The sequence below is a fragment of the Streptomyces sp. NPDC002476 genome (genome assembly GCF_042889785.1).
Taxonomy (GTDB): domain Bacteria; phylum Actinomycetota; class Actinomycetes; order Streptomycetales; family Streptomycetaceae; genus Streptomyces.
Genome location: NZ_JBIARH010000017.1, coordinates 45,100 through 63,372, shown reverse-complemented (window position 1 = coordinate 63,372; position 18,273 = coordinate 45,100). Strand labels below are relative to the sequence as shown.

Below are 18,273 nucleotides of genomic sequence, written 5' to 3'. Positions count from 1 at the left end.
TCCGGGGTTGCACCTGCAACCCGGATCTCGCCAACGGTACGGGGTCAGGAGTTGAGGGTCAGTTGGAGGTCACCACCGCCGACTGGGGCCTGATCGGAAGGCGGTTGACCGGGCGGCCGGTGGCCGCCCTCACCGCTGCGGAGACGGCGGCGGGAGAGGTCACGACGGGGACCGCGGAGGCCGGCTTGGCGCCGAAGGGGGCGACCACGTCGCGTTCTTCGAGGAGTTTGACGATGCGAATGTCGGGCGCGTCCAAGGCGGTCGGGAGCGAGTAGCCGGTGAAGTCGGGGTGGCGGACCAGGCCGCGAGTGGTGCGGAGGTTCTCGGTGAGGGCCGCGCCGATGCCCTGGGTGACGCCCGCCTCGATGCGAGCGGCCAGCTGGGACGGGTTGAGGATCCGGCCGACGTCCTGGGCGACCGCCATCTCCACCACGCGTACGGCGCCCAGTTCGATGTCGACGTCCACCACCGCGCGGATCGCGCAGAAGGCGAGGCCGACGAAGGCGTCGCCCTGGCCCGACTCGTCCAGGGGCTCGGTCGGGTGGGGGCGGCACTGGGCGGTGGCCCAGAGTTCCTTGCCGTCCATGGCCTCGGTGACCGTCGTGGACAGCACACCGTCGTACGACGTGATCTTGCCGTCGTTGATCTGCAGCAGTTCCGTGGACATGCCGAACTGGTGGGCCAGCGGCTGGAGAAGCTGCGTACGGACCATCTTGGCGGCGCGCTCCACCGCCCCGGCGGAGACCCAGGTGTGGCGGCCGTGCGTGGCCGGGCCGGCCGGGGGCTGGTCGGTGTCGACGGGCGCGATATGCACCTCCTCGACGCCCAGGGTCTCCTGGACCACCTGGCGGGCGAGGGTGGAGAAGCCCTGGCCCGTCTCGACCGCCGCGCAGATGACCGTGGCGACGCCGCCGTGGACCCTGACCGTGGCCGTGGAGACCTCGTCGGCACCCTCCGCGCCGAGCATGTGGACCATGCCGAGCGCGTAGCCGACGCCCCGTCGCACCGCGCCGGGTTCGCCCGCGCCCTCCGGGCCGCCGGGGAGCAGCCAGTCGGCTTCCGGGGTGTCCTTGGGGAGAGCGGGAAGAGGGAAGTCACGGACGGCCTGGAGGAGTTCGGCCACCGGGGCAGGGCAGGTCACCGTCTGGCCGGTGGGCAGGATGTCGCCGGTGGCCAGGGCGTTGCGCAGGCGCAGTTCGGCCGGATCCATGCCGAGCTTGGCGGCCAGCTTGTCCATCTGGCCCTCGTACGCCGCGCACACCTGCATCGCGCCCTCGCCGCGCACATGGCCGGACGGCGGGTTGTTCGTACGGACGGCCCAGCCCTCGATGAACGCGTGCGGCACGACGTACGGGCCGCAGGCGAAGGCGACCGCCGCGGCCAGCGATTCGGACGACGAGTCGGCGTACGCCCCCGCGTCGAGCAGGATCTGGGCCTCGACCTTCACCAGTCGGCCCTCGGTGTCCGCGTGGTGGCGGTAGCGCAGGAGGGTGGGGTGGCGGTGGGCGTGGCCGAGGAAGGACTCCTCGCGGGTGGCGGTCAGCTTGACCGGGCAGCCGGTGCGCAACGCGAGGAGTCCCAGGGGCAGTTGGAACCCGGGCTCCTCGCGGTCGCCGGTCGCGCCGGGCACGCCGGTGACGACGACCTTCACCCGGTCCGGTTCGAGGCCGAAGCAGGCGGCGGCGAGATCGCGGTCGGTGTGCGGGTCGGTGGAGGCGGTGTAGATCTCCACACCGCCGTCGGGGCGGGGCACGGCCAGTCCGGCCTCGGCGCCGATCGGGGCCGGGTCCTGGCGGCCGATGCGGTACAGGCCCTCGACGATGACGTCCCCGGTGGCCTCCGGGTCGCCGTAGCGCAGCGGGATGTGGCGAATCAGGTTGCCGTCGGGGTGCAGCGGTTCGGCGGCGAACGCCTTCTCCGGGTCGGTGACCGGGTCGAGGACCTCGTACTCGACGGCGATGGCCGCGGCGGCGAGGCGGGCCGTGTCGGGGTGGTCGGCGGCGACCGCGGCGATCGGTTCGCCGTGGTGGCGCACCACGTCGGAGGCGAAGACCGGACGGTCGACGACCTTGCGCCCGTACGTGCCCTCCCCCGGTACGTCCGCGTGGGTCACGACGGCCCGTACCCCCGGCATCCGGGCGGCGCCCGAGGTGTCGATGGAGACGATACGGGCGTGCGGATGCGGGGAACGGAGGACGGCCGCCCACAGCAGGCCCTCGGCCCAGAGGTCGGCGGCGTACGGGAAGGTGCCCTCGGTCTTCGCGCACGCGTCGGCGGGCATGAGGGAGACGCCGAGGCCGAGCGCGGCCGGCTCGGTGTCGGTTCCCTCGGCCTGCGGGGTGGCGATCCGTGTGCTGGTCGCGGTGGCCGCGGTGGCCGCGTCCTTGCTCACGCCATGCCTCCGTCCTGCGGGAGCGGCTGGGCACCGGCGGCGCCGGGGGCCGCCTGGTGCGGGATGTGGGACTCGTCGGACTCCGGGGACGTGGAGTCCGACGAAACGGGGGCGGTGTGCGCTTCGCGGCCCGCGATGACCTCGTTCACGGCGTCGAGTACGCCGCGGTAGCCGGAGCAGCGGCAGAGATTGCCGCAGAGCGCCTGGCGCGTCTCCAGTTCGCTGGGGGCGTGGTTGCCCTCCAGCAGGTCGTGGACAGTCATCGCGATGCCCGGGATGCAGAAACCGCACTGGACCGCACCGCACTTGGCGAGGGCGCGCTGGACGTCGGACGGTTCGCCGTTCACGGCCAGGCCCTCGACCGTGCGGACCTCGCTGCCGGCCGTGGTGGCCGCGGGGACCAGGCAGGACGCGACCAGACGCCCGTCCACCTGGACGTTGCAGGCACCGCACTCGCCCTGCGAGCAGCCGTCCTTGGCGCCCGCGAGGCCGAGACGCTCGCGGAGTACGTAGAGCAGCGACTCGCCGATCCAGGCGTCGGTGACGGGGCGGTCGGTGCCGTTCACATGCAGGACGTAGGAGACGGCGGGATGCTCGTCGGGAACGCCCGATGGCTGCGGGTCGGTCTGCTCGGAGGCGTCGGACTCCGGGCCGGTGGGCGTCGGGTCGACCGGCTGCGGGTCTGCCTGCTGCGGATCGACCTGCTCGGAGTCGGAGGACCGGGGGGCTGTGGGCTGCGGTTCGGCCGGGTGTGATCCGGTCGGCTCCGGGTCGGTCGGCTCCGAGGCGGCGCGCTCGGGGGCGGTGGGGTGGAGATCCGTGGGGTGGAGATCTGCGGGGTGGAGATCCGTGGGGTGGAGATCTGCGGGCCGGGGGGCGGCCTGCGGGTGCGGCTCGGTCGCCTCCGCCCCGGTCGCCTCCGCCTCGGCGAGGCGGGCATCCGCGGGCCGCGCGTCCGGCGACGGGGTCCCCGACGGAGAGTCGTCCGGCGGGGTTTCCGGTGACTCCGTGTCCGGTGACTCCGTGCCCGGTGACGCGGTGTCCGGTGACTTCGTTTCCGGTGACGCCGTGTCGGTGGGCGCGCCCGAAGCCTCGTCCGGCAGCGGAAGGGCCGCCTCCGCCACGCGCTCGGCACCAGGACCGGCACCAGGACCGGGCTCGGTCTCGGTCTCGGCGTTGACGTCGGGGGCCGGGGGCTGCACGGGGTGTGCCCCGGGAACGGGCGCGTCCGCGGAAGGGGGAACGGAAGCGTCCGCGGAAGCGGGATCGGTGACGAGCACAGCTCCGGTGGCGGGACCGGAGTCGGAGCCGTCCTCGGCGGACGCCTCCGGAGCCGCCCCGGCGGTCCGAGGGGTGTCCTCGTACGCCACGGGCGCCGCATCGGAGTGCACGGCGGTGCTCGCCCCGGGGGAGGTTGCCGAGGGGGCGGTGGTCGGCTCCGTCGCGGGTGCGGCGGCGCTCTCCGGTGTCCGTTCCGGCTCGACAGCGGCGCCGGGAACGGACGCTGCGGGCACGAACGCGCCCGGCACGGACGCGGGGAGCGGCTCGGCCTCGGACACGTGGGCGGGCTCTGTCACGGGCCTGGCCGCGGGCTCGCGCCCGGCGTGGGGATCGGGCTGGACGTCGGTACGGGGCTCGGGCCGGTGCGGGGCGCGGGTATCGGCCTCGGACGCGGGCGCGGGTCCCTGCCCGGGCTCCGCCACCGGGTGCTGAGTCGCCCACGGCGCGGGCGCGCCGCCCGGCAGCGTGGCCGGCGGGGTCCGGTCCGGGTACCACTGGGAGGCCAGCGTCGAGGCCACGAACTCGCCCGACTCTTCCGGCAGATCGCCCTCGGCGACCGGAATGGTCCACTGGCCGGTGTGCCCGGAGCCACCGACATGACCGGTCTGGCCGGTGTGGTCCGTGCGGTCCGTGTGGTCAGTGCGGTCCGTGTGGTCGCTGAGGCCCGGCTGAACACCGGAGTCGGTCTGACCGATGTGACCGGGGTGCTCGACGCGTTCGGTGTGATGGGAGGTGTGGTCGGTGTAGCCAGTGTGATCGTTGTGATCCGCGTGAGTTGCCGGGTCGCCGTGGCCCGCCGAAGCCGCTTGCGCACCTTGACCGGTGGCCCCGCCGTATGCGTCGTAACCGGTGTAGCCGTCGTAACCGGAAAGGTCCGTGTGCCCGGTGTGACCAGCATGGTCGACATGACCAGCGTGATCGACGTGGCCAGTGAGGTCGACATGACCGGTGTGATCGACATGTTCGGCGTACCCGCCGGACTCGGCGTCAGTCGCCTCGTGGAAGTTCCACTGACCCGTCGCGGCCGGGTCCTCGTACTGCGGCGTCTGCGGGTATCCGTATCCGTAGGACGCCTGCTGCTGGTTCGGGTCCGGCCAGTGCACCGCGTCCGGCGCCGTCGGGGCGGGCTGCTCCGCTGACGGGTCCTGCTCCTGACGGCTCTGCGGCTGCGCGACCCAGTTCTGCGTGGTCGCGGGGTCGAACCCGGCGGCGGGGGTCAACGGCACGATCATCGGCGGTACGTAGCCGTGGCCGGGCGCGGCCAGCGGGATGTTCGCCAGGTCCTCCGGCGACAGGTGGACGAAGGCGGTCGCCTCGGTGTCGAACTCGCCGCCCTGCGGCGTCGGCTGCCAGCCGCCGTGCTGCGAAGTCGGCCGGGGCTGCTCGCCCTGCCGGTACTGCTCCCCCTGCTGGTACTGCTCCCCCTGACCGTACTGCTCGTGCTGCTTGTTGCGGTCCTCGTTGCTCACGACAGTGCCCTCCCCAGCGCGCGCCGGGCCAGTGCGGCGACGGTACGCCGCAGATGCAGTACGGCGGGGGGCAGCGGTGGTGCTTCTCCCCCCTCGACGGGCGGTACCTGGTCCGGGACGCAGGCGGCGGCGACGTACTCGCCGAAGGCGGCCAGCGCCTCGGGGGCCAGGCCCCGGGCACCGTCCCAGTCGATCAGTGAGGCGATCCAGCGCTCGGCCTCCAGCGGGCGCAGCGGCATCGGCGCGATGGCGCCGACCGCGCAACGCACCCCGCGTCGGGCCGGGTCGAGGACTATCGCGACGGAAGCGGTGGCACGGCCGGGGCCCGTGCGGCCGGTGGCCTTGAGGAAGACCTGGGGGGCGTGCAGCAGCGGTACGCGGACGAAGCCGATCAGCTCGGCCGGTTCGAGCATGTCGCGGCCGGCCAGCAGGTGCGAGACCGGGATCTCCCGGCGGGTGCCGTTCGGGCCCGCGATGACGAGGTCGGCCTCCAGGGCGGCGAGGACCGGGAGCGAGTCGCCGGTCGGCGCGGCGGTGGCGATGTTGCCGCCGAGCGTTCCGGCGTTGCGGATCTGGGGCGGGCCCGCGGCGCGCGCGGCCGCGGCCAGGGCGGGGATGAGGGCGGCGAAGTCCGGCCGCCCCATGCGCGCGTGGGTGAGCCCTGCACCGAGCAGGGCGTGGCCGTCCTGGTAGTGCCAGCCGCGCAGCTCGCTGATGCGGCCGAGGCCGACCAGCCCCGAGGGACGCAACAGCCCCTTGTTGACGGCCGACATCAGGTCTGTTCCGCCCGCCACAGGAACGGCGGCGGGCATGGCGCCGAGTGCCGCCACGGCCTCGTCGAGCGAGGCCGGCAACGTCACGGACTGCGTCGCCTGCGGTGCGTGCGTGGTCAACCCAGCTGCCCCTTCCCGGTGTCCCGGCTGTCCGGCTTGTATCGCCGTACGGTACGTGCTCGAAGCCCGGACGTGGCAACTCTGGCACATCTTCCGACCTGGCCGACGCGAGGGTCCACGAAGGGCGTATCCGTCCGTGAGCAGGGGGAATGATCCCGATTCACTCCGCTTCGGCGTGGAGGAGGAATTGCCACTGTTCGGCGAATTCCGTAGGGCTCGTCCTGTACGCCGTGCTTCTCGTACGGCCGGCTTCCGCACGCCGGGCTTCCCGTACGAGCCGGTCCCGTACGCCGTCCTTCCCGTACGGAACGTCCCGCGGGCGGCCGGGCGCACGACATGGGAACGCCTCCGGCGGTCAGGCCTCTTCGGGAGGAGCGTGACGGCCGGAGACGGGGCGAAGGCCGGGGTCACACGTTCGGGGGCGGTCCCTCCAAAGGGCGTCCGAGCACACCCGGGCGCTGCTGCCTGGGCAGTGGGCCGGACGGTGGCCGGTAGTCGACGCCCAGCGCGTCGAGTCGGGCATAGTGCGCGGTCATGCGCCGTTCGAAGGCGGCGAAGTCCCGGTCGGCGGAGGCGGGCAGCGGCGACCAGGCGACCTCGGCGAACGCGGCGAGGCGCGGGAAGACCTGGTAGTCGACGCGGGCCCGGTTCTGCATGACCTCGGTCCAGACGTTGGCCTGGGTGCCGAGGATGTGACGGGCCGCCGCCTCGGAGAGGCCCGGGGGGACGGGCTCGAAGCGGTAGACGTCCTCCAGGGTGCGGATGAAGCCGATGGGCATCGGCTCGTCGGGGCCGCCGTCCTGACGGTGGTCCAGGTAGACGTGCTGTTCCGGACACATCACGACGTCGTGGCCGGCCTCTGCCGCGGTGGCGCCTCCGTCGTAGCCGCGCCAGGACGAGACGGCGGCGCCCGCCGGGAGACCGCCTTCGAGGATCTCGTCCCAGCCGATGAGACGGCGTCCGCGCGCGGTGAGCCAGGTGTCGAAGTGCCGGATGATCCAGGACTGGAGTTCGTCCTCGTCGGCCAGGCCGAGTTCCTCGATCCGGGACTGGGCGACCGCGGAGTCCTTCCACTGCTCCTTGCCGCACTCGTCGCCGCCGATGTGGATGAACGGCGAGGTGGCGGCGGGGAAGAGCTCCAGGACCTCTTCGAGGACGCCCTCGAAGAAGCGCAGGGTGTTGTCGGTGGGGGCGAGTACGTTGGCGTTGATGCCCCAGGTGTCCCAGACGGAGAGGGTGGTGGTGTCGATGACGTCGGTGTTGCCCAGTTCCGGGTACGCGGCGATGGCAGCCTGCGAGTGGCCGGGGATGTCGATCTCGGGCACGACCCGGATATGCCGCTCGGCGGCGTACGCGACGATCTCGCGGATGTCGTCCTGCGTGTAGTGGCCGCCGTGCGGGGTCTCGTCCCACAACTCCGAGGCCCGGTGGCCGTGCTTGGTGCGTGACCGCCAGGAACCGACCTCGGTGAGCCTGGGGTGGCGCTTGATCTCGATGCGCCAGCCCTGGTCGTCGGTGAGGTGGAAGTGGAAGACGTTGAGCTTGTGGGCGGCGAGGAGGTCGAGGTAGCGCAGGACGTCGTCCTTGGGCAGGAAGTGCCGTGCCACGTCGAGCATCATGCCGCGCCAGGGGAAGCGAGGAGAGTCCTCGATCTGCGCGAAGGGGATGACGCGGCGCGTACCGCGGTTGACGGACGCGCGCCGGAATGCCTCGGGGCCCAGGAGCTGACGCAGCGTCTGCGCGCCCCAGAAGACGCCCGCGGGGCTGCCTCCGGTGATCTCGACGCCGTCGGGGGTCGAGGCCAGCCGATAGCCCTCGGGCTCCAGGGCGGGGTCGAGTCCCAGCCGGATCGTGCGCGCGGTGTCCCCGCCGGCCCCTCCGTTCCCGTCGCCGCCGGGGGCGAGCGGGAGGCCGAAGGCGGCGCCGAGGGTGGAGCGCAGCCAGCGTTCGGTGTTCTCGGTACCGGGGGCGGCCGTGATGGTGGTGGCGGAGTCCAGCGGGAGCCCGTCCGGCGCCCCGTTCCCCGCGTCGTCGACGCCTGCGGGGTCACCGGCGCCGACGACGCGCACGGGGGCCGGGATGAGGTCCATGTCCATGACGTCAGTCCTTTACCGCCCCGCCCGGTCCCGAGACCAGGCGGCGCTGTACGAGTACGAAGAAGACCAGCACGGGAATGCTCATCACCGTCGAGGCGGCCATGTTCCCTCCCCAGTCGTTCTCGTCGGGTTCGAAGAAGACCAGCAGCGCCATCGGGAGCGTCGGCTGGGGGCGTCACTGATGAGGAACGACTTCGCGAACAGGAAGTCGTTCCAGGTCGAGATGAACGAGAAGACGCTGGTGGCGACCAGGCCGGGGGGAGGTCTGCGGCGCGCAGGCGGTGGCGGTGAGCTCCGCCAGCGCAAGCGCCGTGGCCGGGGCAGCGATTCGGGCAAAAAGCTTCATCCGTGCACCCCCTACCACCGGGCGTTGCAACGTACGCAACGTGCGCTCCGTTCTGCACAACTGGCAGGAGAGTAGGTGCACACCCACGACACCGACAAGTGGTCTCAACCACTCTGTGATCCAGGGCCGCAGCCCGTGCAACGCATGCAGACCGCGCAATGCGCACAGATCATGTAATGCGCGCAAATTGCCTGATGGAACTCGGGCCGCGCGACGGATGAACGCGACCCGCGCGACGCGGGAGGCCCCGCGTTCCCGCGCCTCGACGCAACGCAAAGGTCCCTGGGGTGTGCGTCGACGCACACCCCAGGGACCCGAAGCCCTGGTGCCCGAACGTTTCCGAACGGTCCCGGAGAATTCCGAACTGCTCCGAACGGTGCGCGGACCGCTCGAACCTCTCAGGGGCCGCTGGACCCCTTCAGGGACCGCTCGAACCCCTCAGGGAGGACCGCTCACAGGACCGCCGCGGACTACTTCTTGTCCTTGCCGCCCTTGTCCTTGCCGCCACCGGAGCCCATGGACTCGTAGATCTCCTTGCACAGGGGACAGACCGGGTACTTCTTGGGGTCGCGCCCCGGTACCCAGACCTTGCCGCACAGTGCAACCACGGGGGTGCCCTCCAGGGCACTCGCCATGATCTTGTCCTTCTGGACGTAATGGGCGAAGCGCTCGTGGTCGCCGTCGCCGTTCGACACCTGTGGCGTCGGCTCTACGAGGGTTCCAGTACCTGCCCCGCGCTCGGGCTCAAGAGTGCTCATAGAGGCCAAGGGTACTGAAAGCCAGGGACTTCAGTTCAGCGACGGGTCGTCGGGATACGTGGCGATCATGGCCAGTTCGCTGCGCTGGCGGCGCAGAACCGCCCGCCAGAGGTGCTCCGGACGCGGCGAGGAAACGTCTCCCGGCTCGGACTCCACGACGTACCAGGCACCGCCGGTCAGCTCCTTCTCCAGCTGCCCGGGGCCCCAGCCGGCGTACCCGGCGAAGATCCGCAGCGAGCCGAGGGCGGCGGCCAGCAGCTCCGGCGGCGCCTCCAGGTCCACCAGACCAATCGCCCCGTACACCCGGCGCCAGCCGAGGGGCCCCTCGTCGCCGGGGATGACGGCCACGCCGAGCGCGGAGTCGAGCGAGACCGGGCCGCCCTGGAAGACGACGCCCGGTTCACCGGTCAGTCCGGCCCACGACGTGAGGATGTCGCCGACGCCCACCGGGGTCGGCCGGTTCAGGACCACGCCGAGCGAGCCCTCCTCGTCGTGGTCGAGGAGCAGCACCACGGCGCGGTCGAAATTCGGATCCGCGAGCGCGGGTGTGGCCACGAGCAGTCGCCCTGTGAGCGAGGACACCTCGGTCATGGCAGAAATGATCCCGCATCTCGGCCCCCGGCGGGGACCGGCCGGGCCCACCGGTCGCCGAGCCGGGCCCCACGCGCAGCTCAGGGCGCACGGATGCACGAGGAGCGCGCGGGCGGGCGGGCACGGCGGGCCGGACGGCGGGCACGGCGGAGCGAGCCGGGAGCCTAGCGGACGGTGACCCTCCGCAAGAGCGGAGAAGCAGAGCGTGTTGTGGCGAATTCATGACGTCCACGCACCCCCGGCTCCCTGCGGGAACGGGGACGATGGGCCATTACCCTTTCGTTTGGCCCCTGCCCGACCACTCCGGAACGCGAGATTCATGACCGGCACAGACGATGTCCTGCTTGTCCACGGCGGAACCCCGCTGGAGGGCGAGATCCGCGTCAGAGGCGCCAAGAACCTGGTGCCGAAGGCGATGGTCGCCGCGCTGCTCGGCAGCGGGCCCAGTCGGCTGCGCAACGTGCCCGACATCCGCGACGTGCGGGTGGTGCGGGGTCTGCTGCAGCTGCACGGCGTGACGGTACGCCCGGGCGACGAGCCGGGCGAGCTGGTCCTGGACCCGACCCATGTCGAGAGCGCCAACGTCGCCGACATCGACGCCCACGCGGGTTCCTCGCGCATCCCGATCCTCTTCTGCGGCCCCCTGCTCCACCGGCTCGGCCACGCGTTCATCCCCGGGCTCGGCGGGTGCGACATCGGCGGCCGGCCGATCGACTTCCACTTCGACGTGCTGCGGCGGTTCGGCGCGACCATCGAGAAGCGCGCGGACGGCCAGTACCTGGAGGCTCCGCAGCGGCTGCGCGGCACGAAGATCCGGCTGCCGTACCCCTCGGTGGGCTCCACCGAACAGGTGCTGCTGACGGCGGTGCTCGCCGAGGGCGTCACCGAACTGTCCAACGCGGCGGTCGAGCCGGAGATCGAGGACCTCATCTGCGTGCTGCAGAAGATGGGCGCGATCATCTCGATGGACACCGACAGGACGATCCGGATCACCGGTGTCGACCGGCTGGACGGTTACACCCACCGGGCGATCCCGGACCGCCTGGAGGCTGCCTCCTGGGCGTCCGCGGCGCTGGCCACCGAGGGCAACATCTACGTGCGGGGCGCACAGCAGCGCTCGATGATGACGTTCCTGAACACCTTCCGCAAGGTCGGCGGCGCGTTCGAGATCGACGACGAGGGCATCCGCTTCTGGCACCCCGGCGGCGCGCTGAACGCCATCGCCCTGGAGACGGACGTGCACCCCGGTTTCCAGACCGACTGGCAGCAGCCGCTGGTCGTGGCCCTGACGCAGGCCTCGGGCCTGTCCATCGTCCACGAGACGGTGTACGAGTCGCGGCTCGGCTTCACCTCCGCGCTCAACCAGATGGGCGCGCACATCCAGCTCTACCGCGAGTGCCTGGGCGGCTCGGACTGCCGCTTCGGCCAGCGCAACTTCCTGCACTCGGCGGTGGTGTCCGGGCCCACGAAGCTCCAGGGCGCGGACCTGGTCATCCCGGACCTGCGCGGAGGCTTCTCGTACCTGATCGCAGCACTGGCGGCGCAGGGCACCTCGCGGGTGCACGGCATCGACCTGATCAACCGCGGCTACGAGAACTTCATGGAGAAGCTGGAGAAGCTGGGCGCGAACGTGGAGTTGCCGGGCGGCGCGCTGGTCTGAGCCACGGCGGTCCGTGCCGGCGCCGGCACCGGTGCCGGCCGGACTGCGGTCCGGGTTCGGCGGCGCGCCTTCTCGTACCGGATGGGCGACGGCGGGCCGCAACGGTCCCTCTCGGGCCGGTACACGGAAGGGCGGGCACCCTGGTCGGGTGCCCGCCCTTCGTCGCGTCCGTGAGGGCTTACTTGCCCTTGGCGGCTTCCTTGAGCTTGGAGCCCGCGGAGACCTTCACGCTGTAACCGGCCGGGATGTTGATCGGGTCGCCGGTCTGCGGGTTACGAGCGGTGCGAGCGGCACGGTGGGTGCGCTCGAAGGTCAGAAAGCCGGGGATGGTGACCTTCTCGTCGCCCTTGGCGACGACCTCACCGACGGTCTCGGCGAGCGCGGCCAGCACGGCGTCGGCGTCCTTGCGGGTCACCTCGGCACGGTCGGCCAGGGCGGCCACCAGCTCACTGCGGTTCATGTTGTTACTCCCGTGTTCTTCTTGCCTGTGAGGCGTGAGATCGAAGCCGATGCTGCCAGGGTCCTCGGACAGTCCCCGGACCCGGGTCTTTCGTCAGACCCTCGCGCCCGATTACGCATCCTGCCCCCACCTGCGGCGGGAAAGCCAATCCGGCACCCTCCGGAGTCACACGAAAAGCACCACTTCCTCGCCGTGGTGACGTTCCGTCGACGCCGCGGAAGCGGTCCGCAGCGGGTGCGGGGCTGTGCGGGACGCGCCGCCCGCCCACCCTAAAGGGGCGTTTGGGGTGCCGTGACCCGCGACGCGCCGTAGGCCGGCCCTACCTGGTCAGATCGACGTGGGGCCCGTCACAGCGCTTCCCGCGGCCTTCGCCGCTTCACGGACGGCACCGGCGACCGCGCCCGCGACCTTGTCGTTGAAGACCGACGGGATGATGTAGTTCGCGTTCACCTCGTCCTCGGCGACGACATCGGCGAGCGCGCGGGCCGCCGCGAGCATCATGTCCGTGTTGACGGCGCGGGACTGGGCGTCGAGCAGACCGCGGAAGACGCCCGGGAAGACCAGCACGTTGTTGATCTGGTTCGGGAAGTCGGAACGGCCGGTGGCGACAACTGCGGCCGTCTGACGGGCGATTGCCGGGTCCACCTCGGGGTCCGGGTTCGCGAGCGCGAACACGATCGCGCCGTCGGCCATGGCCGCGACGTCCGAGCCGTCCAGGACGTTCGGGGCGGAGACGCCGATGAAGACGTCGGCGCCGACGACGGCCTCCTTGAGGGTCCCGGTGACGGACTCGGGGTTGGTGTTGTCCGCGATCCAGCGCAGCGGCGAGTCGGGGGCGGCGGAGAGCAGGTCCTCGCGGCCCTCGTGCACCACGCCGTGGATGTCGGCGACGACGGCGTGCTTGACGCCCGCGGCGATGAGGAGCTTGAGGATGGCCGTACCAGCCGCTCCGGCTCCGGACATGACGACCCGTACGTCCCCGATTCCCTTGCCCACCACGCGAAGCGCGTTGGTCAGCGCGGCCAGCACCACGATGGCGGTGCCGTGCTGGTCGTCGTGGAAGACCGGGATGTCCAGGGCCTCGCGCAGGCGCGCCTCGATCTCGAAGCAGCGGGGCGCGGAGATGTCCTCCAGGTTGATGCCCGCGAAGCCGGGCGCGATCGCCTTGACGATCTCGACGATGGCGTCGCTGTCCTGGGTGTCCAGGCAGATCGGCCAGGCGTCGATACCGGCGAACCGCTTGAAGAGGGCCGCCTTGCCCTCCATCACGGGCAGGGCGGCCTTCGGCCCGATGTTGCCGAGGCCCAGCACGGCGGAGCCGTCCGTCACAACTGCGACGGAATTGCGCTTGATGGTGAGGCGGCGTGCGTCCTCGGGGTTCTCGGCGATCGCCATGCAGACGCGGGCCACGCCCGGGGTGTAGATCATCGAGAGGTCGTCGCGGTTGCGGATGGGGTGCTTGGACGCCATCTCGATCTTGCCGCCGAGGTGCATCAGGAACGTACGGTCGGAGACCTTGCCCAGGACGACGCCCTCGATACCGCGCAGCTTCTCGACGATCTCGTCGGCGTGCGCGGTGGAGGTGGCGGCGACGGTGACGTCGATCCGCAGCTTCTCGTGGCCGGACGCGGTCACGTCGAGGCCGGTGACCGAGCCACCGGAGGACTCGACGGCCGTGGTGAGCTGGGAGACGGACGTGCCGCTCGCGGGCACCTCCAGCCTGACCGTCATCGAGTACGAGACGCTGGGCGCCGTTGCCATGGCCGAGTCCTTCGCTTTCCTTAGCTTCTTTGCCGCGCGGCCGGGGCGCTCGCCTCGGACGTGCTTTCCGATCGTCGCACCTACCGACCAGTAGCCGGTAATTACTGCCACATTCCGGAAAACGGTTTCCATCATACGAGATAGCATGACCGGACGGAAGGCCGGCCCCGGCGAGGCTGCCCGCCCCGTACCGGATCGGGCACGTCCAGTACGTCCGGTACATCCGGTGCGTCCGGCGCATCCGGCGCGTCCGGTACGGGCCGGATCCGGACCGGGGCCGCCCCCATGAACGAGAACAGACCCGCGCCACCAGGAGGTGACGCGGGTCTGTCATCTGCTTGAACGGCACCGACCCGCCATGCTCGCCTCGCGGCAAGTGGTCGCTCGAAGCGACGAAGGTTGGGCCCGGGGGCTTGGATCGAGCCGGTGCCGCACACCAGGCTAACAAACACCTCGGAAAAGCGATTCCCGGAGCCCCGCCCGAATTCCGGTCCGGCCTCCGGGAACGCGGTCCGGTCCCCGGGAACGCGATCCGGCCCCCGGAACCCTGTACGGCCGGGGCCGACCGGGCCCCCGGACCAGTCCGCCCCCTGCCGTACCGGGCGCGCCCACGGCCCCGCACGCGGCCCGGGTACGCCGCCGGCCCCGCGCGCCCTCAGTCCCGCAGCAGGTCCGGGACGCCGTCCTCGTCGGGCAGGTCACGCTCGCCCGAGACCACCGTGAGCTGCTGCGTCGCACGCGTCAGCGCCACGTACAGCACCCGCAGGCCGGCCGGGGACTCGTCGGCGATCTCGGCGGGCGAGACGACCACCGTGGCGTCGTACTCCAGGCCCTTCGCCTCCAGGCTGCCCAGCGCGACCACCCGCCCGCCGAGACCTGCGAGCCATTCGCGGGCCTGTGCCCGGCGGTTCATCGCGACGACCACGCCGACCGTCCCGTCGACCTCGGCCAGCAGGCGCCGCGCCTCCTCCCGTACCGAGGCGGCCTGGTCGCCGTCCCGTACGGTCGTGAAGCGCGGCTTCACTCCGGTGGAGCGGACCGCGGCCGGTGACTCGCTCCCGGGCATCGCCAGCGCGAGGACCTTGGCCGCCAGCTCGGCGATCTCCGCCGGGTTCCGGTAGTTGACCGTGAGGGTGAAGTGTCGGCGCGGCCGGGTGCCGAGCGCCTCGTCGCGCGCCCGCGCGGCCTCGTCCGGGTCGGACCAGGAGGACTGGGCCGGGTCCCCGACGATCGTCCAGGTGGCGTGCCGGCCGCGGCGGCCGACCATGCGCCACTGCATGGGCGTCAGGTCCTGCGCCTCGTCGACGATGACGTGCGCGTACTCCGTGCGCTCCGCCGCCAGCCGCTCGGCCCGCTCACGCTGGGTCTCCTCGCGCCGCGGCATCAGCTCCTCCAGGCCGCTGAGCTGGTCCAGCGGGTCCAGTTCACGCTTCCTCTTCGGCCGGGCCGGGGTCCCGAGCAGCATCTGGAGCTCGTCGAGCATCGCCACGTCGTGCACGGAGAGCGGGCCGTCGCCGTTCCGGTCGAGGCGCTTCAGCGAACGGGCCAGGCGGCGCACCTCGCCCTGGTTGAGGACCCGGCGCGACCAGCGGCCGAGCCGCTTCTCGTCGGCCATCGCCGCGAGCACTCCGCGTGGGGTGAGCTCGGGCCACCAGGCGTCCAGGAACTCGATGAAGGGGGTCTCGGTGGAGACGTCCTCGTCGAAGGAGGAACGCAGTTCGGCCGCGAGTTCGGGGTCGGTGTAGCGGCCCCGGCCGGACGACTTGTTCCACAGGGCGTCCAGAAGCATTCTGCGGGCGCGCGGGCGCAGAAGGTTGACCGGAGCGGTGCCGCCGAGCACCGACTGCCGGATGCGGCGCAGTTCGTCGGCGTCCAGTTCGATACGAGCACCGAACGCGACGACCCGCAGCCGGGTCGGGGTGGCCGGGGGCGCACCGGTCGCGTCGGCGGCATCGGCGGTACCGGTCGCCTTGTCGGTCACGTCGGTCGCATCGGTCACGTCGCCGAAGGAGAGCTGCCCGCCGTCGCGGCCCTTCGCCCCGCCCGGGGCGCCGGGCCGTTCCAGCGCGCCGCGCGCGGCCTTTCGCAGCACCTGGAGCATCCGGGAGGAGCCCTTGATCCGGGCGACGGCGGGTTCGTCGTAGACGGTGGCGCCCTCGGGGCCCGCCGCCTCGTCGGAGAGCGAGCCGACCGCGCGGATCGCGACCTGTCCCTCCTCCCCCAGCGAGGGCAGCACTCCTTCGGTGTACGCGACGAGGAGCGGGGTCGGCGAGACGACGAGGATGCCGCCCGCGTAACGCCGGCGGTCCTGGTAGAGGAGGTACGCGGCGCGGTGCAGGGCGACGGCGGTCTTACCGGTGCCGGGGCCGCCGGACACCTCGGTGACGGAGGCGGCGGGGGCCCGGATCACCAGGTCCTGCTCGGCCTGGATGGAGGAGACGATATCCCGCATGGTGTGGCTGCGGGCCTGGCCGAGCGCCGCCATCAGGGCGCCGTCGCCGATGACGGGAAGCCGCTGACCGTTGAGGTACGCGGTCAGCTCGGGACGCATCAGATCGTCCTCGACACCGAGGACCCGGCGGCCCTTGGAGCGGATGACCCTGCGGCGCACCACCCGGCCCGGGTCCTTCGGCGTCGACCGGTAGAAGGGTGCGGCGGCCGGGGCACGCCAGTCGATGACCAGGGGCGCGTACTCGGAGTCGAGGACGCCGATCCGGCCGATGTGCAGCGTCTCCGCGATGTCGGCCGAACCGTCCTCGCGTACGGCGTCGTCGGCCGGCTCGACCGAGGTGTACGCGCCGTCGGGGCCCCGCTCGCCGTCCTTGCCGAGCAGCAGGTCGATGCGTCCGAAGAGGAAGTCCTCGAACTCGCTGTTCAGCCGGTTGAGGTGGATCCCGGCCCGGAACACCTGGGCGTCGCGCTCGGCGAGTGCTCCCGGCGTACCGACCTGACCCCGCTTGGCGGCGTCGTCCATGAGGAACTCCGCCTCGTGGATCTTCTCCTCGAGGCGACGGTACACACGGTCGAGATGTTCTTGCTCGACACCGGTCTCCCGGTCCCGCAATGAATCGACAGCGGCATCCTGCGCGGCCACCGAGGCCCCCTTCTGACGTGCATCGGGCAGCCGTCAACCATATGCGAAGGGGGGCCCGCCGCGCACCTGGCGCACAGGAGAAGGGCGTGGCGGGACCCGTTCCCCCTCTTTCCTCCCTCACCGGGCTTCGTCCCCGGGCTTGGGTGCTTTCTGCCCCGTCCTCGGCGGGACGGCGCCGTCACTCCTGGCCCTCACGCCGGATCGGCGTCCGCGACCGCCGTGACAGCCGCGGCTGCCGCCACCCGGCGCCGGTGACGGGCCACTCGTTCCCGGAGATGGAGCCGACGGCAGTTGTCGGCCTCGCAGCGACGCAGTCCGGCCCGCGCCACCGGGTCGGTCAGGAGTTCCACGGCGTCGCGGGCCACAGCGGCCGGCAGCGCCCCGCACTCGGGGTCGCCGTTCAGCGTCCGTATCGACGTGCCGCCCCCGCCCCTTACGGCCCGGAGGCCCGGCGGCGGCTCCGCGGCGAGCGCGTTGACCCGTTCCAGGGCGTCCAGGGCGCCCTCGGGCCTGCGGTCCCCGCCGATTTCGGCGGTCAACAGCCGCTCGACGCCCGCCCTCGGCTGCCGGAAGCGCACCACCCGGCTGTCGTCCACGGCACCGAGGTGGGTGCCGTTCGGTACGAGTCCGGTGGCGAGCAGCCAGTCGGCGAGCCGCCCGGCATCGTCGAGCAGTTCACACACCCCGGACGTGCCGGTACCCGTCGCCACCAGGTCCAGGCAGGGGCGGCCGGAGCCGAACCGCCAGTCGTACGCGCTCTTGACCGCTGCCATGTATGCGTCACCGCCTCGGGGTCTCCGCCGGAGGTCTCCCCCGGAGTGCCCCTCGGCCGAGCGGCCCGGAACCCCTGGCGCCATACGGGGTCGGGGAGGGGCGTCGCGGGGCCGTTATGGTCTCCGGATGCCCGACGAACGCCGTACCACCGCTCTCGCGGCCGACGCGCTCCTGCTCCGTCCCTGGCTGCCCGACGACCTGCCGGACGTGATCAAGGCGTTCCGCGATCCTTCGATGCGCACCATGCTGCGCACGCGGGTGACCGACGCGGCCGAGGCCGAGCGCTGGCTGAGAAGGCAGCAGGAAGGCCGGGAATCCGGCACCCGTTTCGCCTTCGCCGTGGTCGATCGCGCGTCCGCCGGTGAGCTTGTCGGCAATGTGGCGTTCAGCCGCCCCGCCCTGGACGCGACGAGCGGGGAGGTCGGCTACTGGACGGCCCCGTGGGCGCGCGGCCGAGGGGTGGCGCCGCAGGCGCTCGGGGCGCTGACCGACTGGGTGTTCGAGGCGTTCGCCGAGGACGGTCTGGTGCGGCTGGATCTGCTGCACCGGGTGGACAACGACGCCTCGTGCCGGGTCGCGGAGAAGTGCGGCTACGACCTCGCGGAGGTCCTGCCGACACGGCCTCCGTGGCCGCGGGAGGGCCACCGGCACGTACGGGTCCGCCCCGGGGTCGACGGGCGGCGAGCCTCCTGAACGCC

The 18,273-nt window shown here is 72.1% G+C and carries 12 protein-coding genes and 1 pseudogene; 2 read left to right on the top strand and 11 right to left on the bottom strand.

Annotated elements, in window-relative coordinates; translation table 11 throughout:
- Positions 1 to 58 precede the first annotated feature (58 nt).
- From ACFYXM_RS20515 to ACFYXM_RS20485, 7 genes and pseudogenes are all read right to left on the bottom strand, one after another.
- Positions 59 to 2,392 (bottom strand): xanthine dehydrogenase family protein molybdopterin-binding subunit, encoded by a 2,334-nt coding sequence (locus ACFYXM_RS20515; protein WP_389291138.1) that lies wholly within the window; start codon positions 2,390 to 2,392, stop codon positions 59 to 61.
- Positions 2,389 to 5,142: a 2Fe-2S iron-sulfur cluster-binding protein gene (locus ACFYXM_RS20510; RefSeq protein ID WP_389291136.1), complete on the bottom strand. Its 2,754-nt coding sequence runs from the start codon at positions 5,140 to 5,142 to the stop codon at positions 2,389 to 2,391. The genes ACFYXM_RS20515 and ACFYXM_RS20510 overlap by 4 nt, the downstream gene beginning before the upstream one ends.
- Entirely contained in the window at positions 5,139 to 6,035 is an 897-nt protein-coding gene (locus ACFYXM_RS20505) for an FAD binding domain-containing protein (protein WP_389291134.1), read from the bottom strand. The genes ACFYXM_RS20510 and ACFYXM_RS20505 overlap by 4 nt, the downstream gene beginning before the upstream one ends.
- Positions 6,036 to 6,442: 407 nt before the next feature.
- On the bottom strand, positions 6,443 to 8,131 hold the full coding sequence (locus ACFYXM_RS20500; protein ID WP_389291132.1) for a beta-N-acetylhexosaminidase: 1,689 nt from the start codon (positions 8,129 to 8,131) through the stop codon (positions 6,443 to 6,445).
- Positions 8,132 to 8,135: 4 nt separating this feature from the next.
- A pseudogene (locus ACFYXM_RS20495) lies at positions 8,136 to 8,389 on the bottom strand (carbohydrate ABC transporter permease); the annotation flags it as partial.
- A gap of 558 nt (positions 8,390 to 8,947) precedes the next feature.
- Positions 8,948 to 9,235: a DUF3039 domain-containing protein gene (locus ACFYXM_RS20490; RefSeq protein ID WP_073783451.1), complete on the bottom strand. Its 288-nt coding sequence runs from the start codon at positions 9,233 to 9,235 to the stop codon at positions 8,948 to 8,950.
- 30 nt (positions 9,236 to 9,265) lie between these two features.
- On the bottom strand, positions 9,266 to 9,826 hold the full coding sequence (locus ACFYXM_RS20485) for a YqgE/AlgH family protein (protein ID WP_360112854.1): 561 nt from the start codon (positions 9,824 to 9,826) through the stop codon (positions 9,266 to 9,268).
- Positions 9,827 to 10,145: 319 nt separating this feature from the next.
- Between ACFYXM_RS20485 and murA the strand changes: the two genes are divergently transcribed.
- Entirely contained in the window at positions 10,146 to 11,486 is a 1,341-nt protein-coding gene (murA, locus tag ACFYXM_RS20480; protein WP_073783455.1) for a UDP-N-acetylglucosamine 1-carboxyvinyltransferase, read from the top strand.
- Positions 11,487 to 11,664: 178 nt separating this feature from the next.
- Here the strand turns inward: murA and ACFYXM_RS20475 are convergent, their stop codons facing one another.
- From ACFYXM_RS20475 to ACFYXM_RS20460, 4 genes are all read right to left on the bottom strand, one after another.
- Positions 11,665 to 11,946, bottom strand: a complete 282-nt coding sequence (locus tag ACFYXM_RS20475) for an HU family DNA-binding protein (protein ID WP_017237029.1) — start codon at positions 11,944 to 11,946, stop codon at positions 11,665 to 11,667.
- Positions 11,947 to 12,273: 327 nt separating this feature from the next.
- Complete coding sequence (locus ACFYXM_RS20470) at positions 12,274 to 13,707, bottom strand: NAD-dependent malic enzyme (protein WP_389291131.1); 1,434 nt, start codon at positions 13,705 to 13,707, stop codon at positions 12,274 to 12,276.
- Positions 13,708 to 14,362: 655 nt separating this feature from the next.
- Positions 14,363 to 16,801, bottom strand: coding sequence for a HelD family protein (locus tag ACFYXM_RS20465; RefSeq protein ID WP_389291129.1), 2,439 nt, complete (start codon positions 16,799 to 16,801; stop codon positions 14,363 to 14,365).
- Positions 16,802 to 16,992: 191 nt separating this feature from the next.
- On the bottom strand, positions 16,993 to 17,574 hold the full coding sequence (locus ACFYXM_RS20460; protein WP_389291128.1) for an ABATE domain-containing protein: 582 nt from the start codon (positions 17,572 to 17,574) through the stop codon (positions 16,993 to 16,995).
- Positions 17,575 to 17,701: 127 nt separating this feature from the next.
- Here ACFYXM_RS20460 and ACFYXM_RS20455 point away from each other — a divergent pair, with 127 nt between their 5' ends.
- Positions 17,702 to 18,268, top strand: a complete 567-nt coding sequence (locus tag ACFYXM_RS20455) for a GNAT family N-acetyltransferase (protein WP_389291126.1) — start codon at positions 17,702 to 17,704, stop codon at positions 18,266 to 18,268.
- Positions 18,269 to 18,273 lie beyond the last annotated feature (5 nt).

What these genes read in the sequence shown, in the direction of transcription:
- murA (WP_073783455.1), top strand. Translation starts at nt 10,146, where the DNA reads ATGACCGGCACAGACGATGTCCTGCTTGTCCACGGCGGAACCCCGCTG.
- ACFYXM_RS20485 (WP_360112854.1), bottom strand. Translation starts at nt 9,826, where the DNA reads ATGACCGAGGTGTCCTCGCTCACAGGGCGACTGCTCGTGGCCACACCC.
- ACFYXM_RS20490 (WP_073783451.1), bottom strand. Translation starts at nt 9,235, where the DNA reads ATGAGCACTCTTGAGCCCGAGCGCGGGGCAGGTACTGGAACCCTCGTA.
- ACFYXM_RS20470 (WP_389291131.1), bottom strand. Translation starts at nt 13,707, where the DNA reads ATGGCAACGGCGCCCAGCGTCTCGTACTCGATGACGGTCAGGCTGGAG.
- ACFYXM_RS20500 (WP_389291132.1), bottom strand. Translation starts at nt 8,131, where the DNA reads ATGGACATGGACCTCATCCCGGCCCCCGTGCGCGTCGTCGGCGCCGGT.
- ACFYXM_RS20475 (WP_017237029.1), bottom strand. Translation starts at nt 11,946, where the DNA reads ATGAACCGCAGTGAGCTGGTGGCCGCCCTGGCCGACCGTGCCGAGGTG.
- ACFYXM_RS20455 (WP_389291126.1), top strand. Translation starts at nt 17,702, where the DNA reads ATGCCCGACGAACGCCGTACCACCGCTCTCGCGGCCGACGCGCTCCTG.
- ACFYXM_RS20460 (WP_389291128.1), bottom strand. Translation starts at nt 17,574, where the DNA reads ATGGCAGCGGTCAAGAGCGCGTACGACTGGCGGTTCGGCTCCGGCCGC.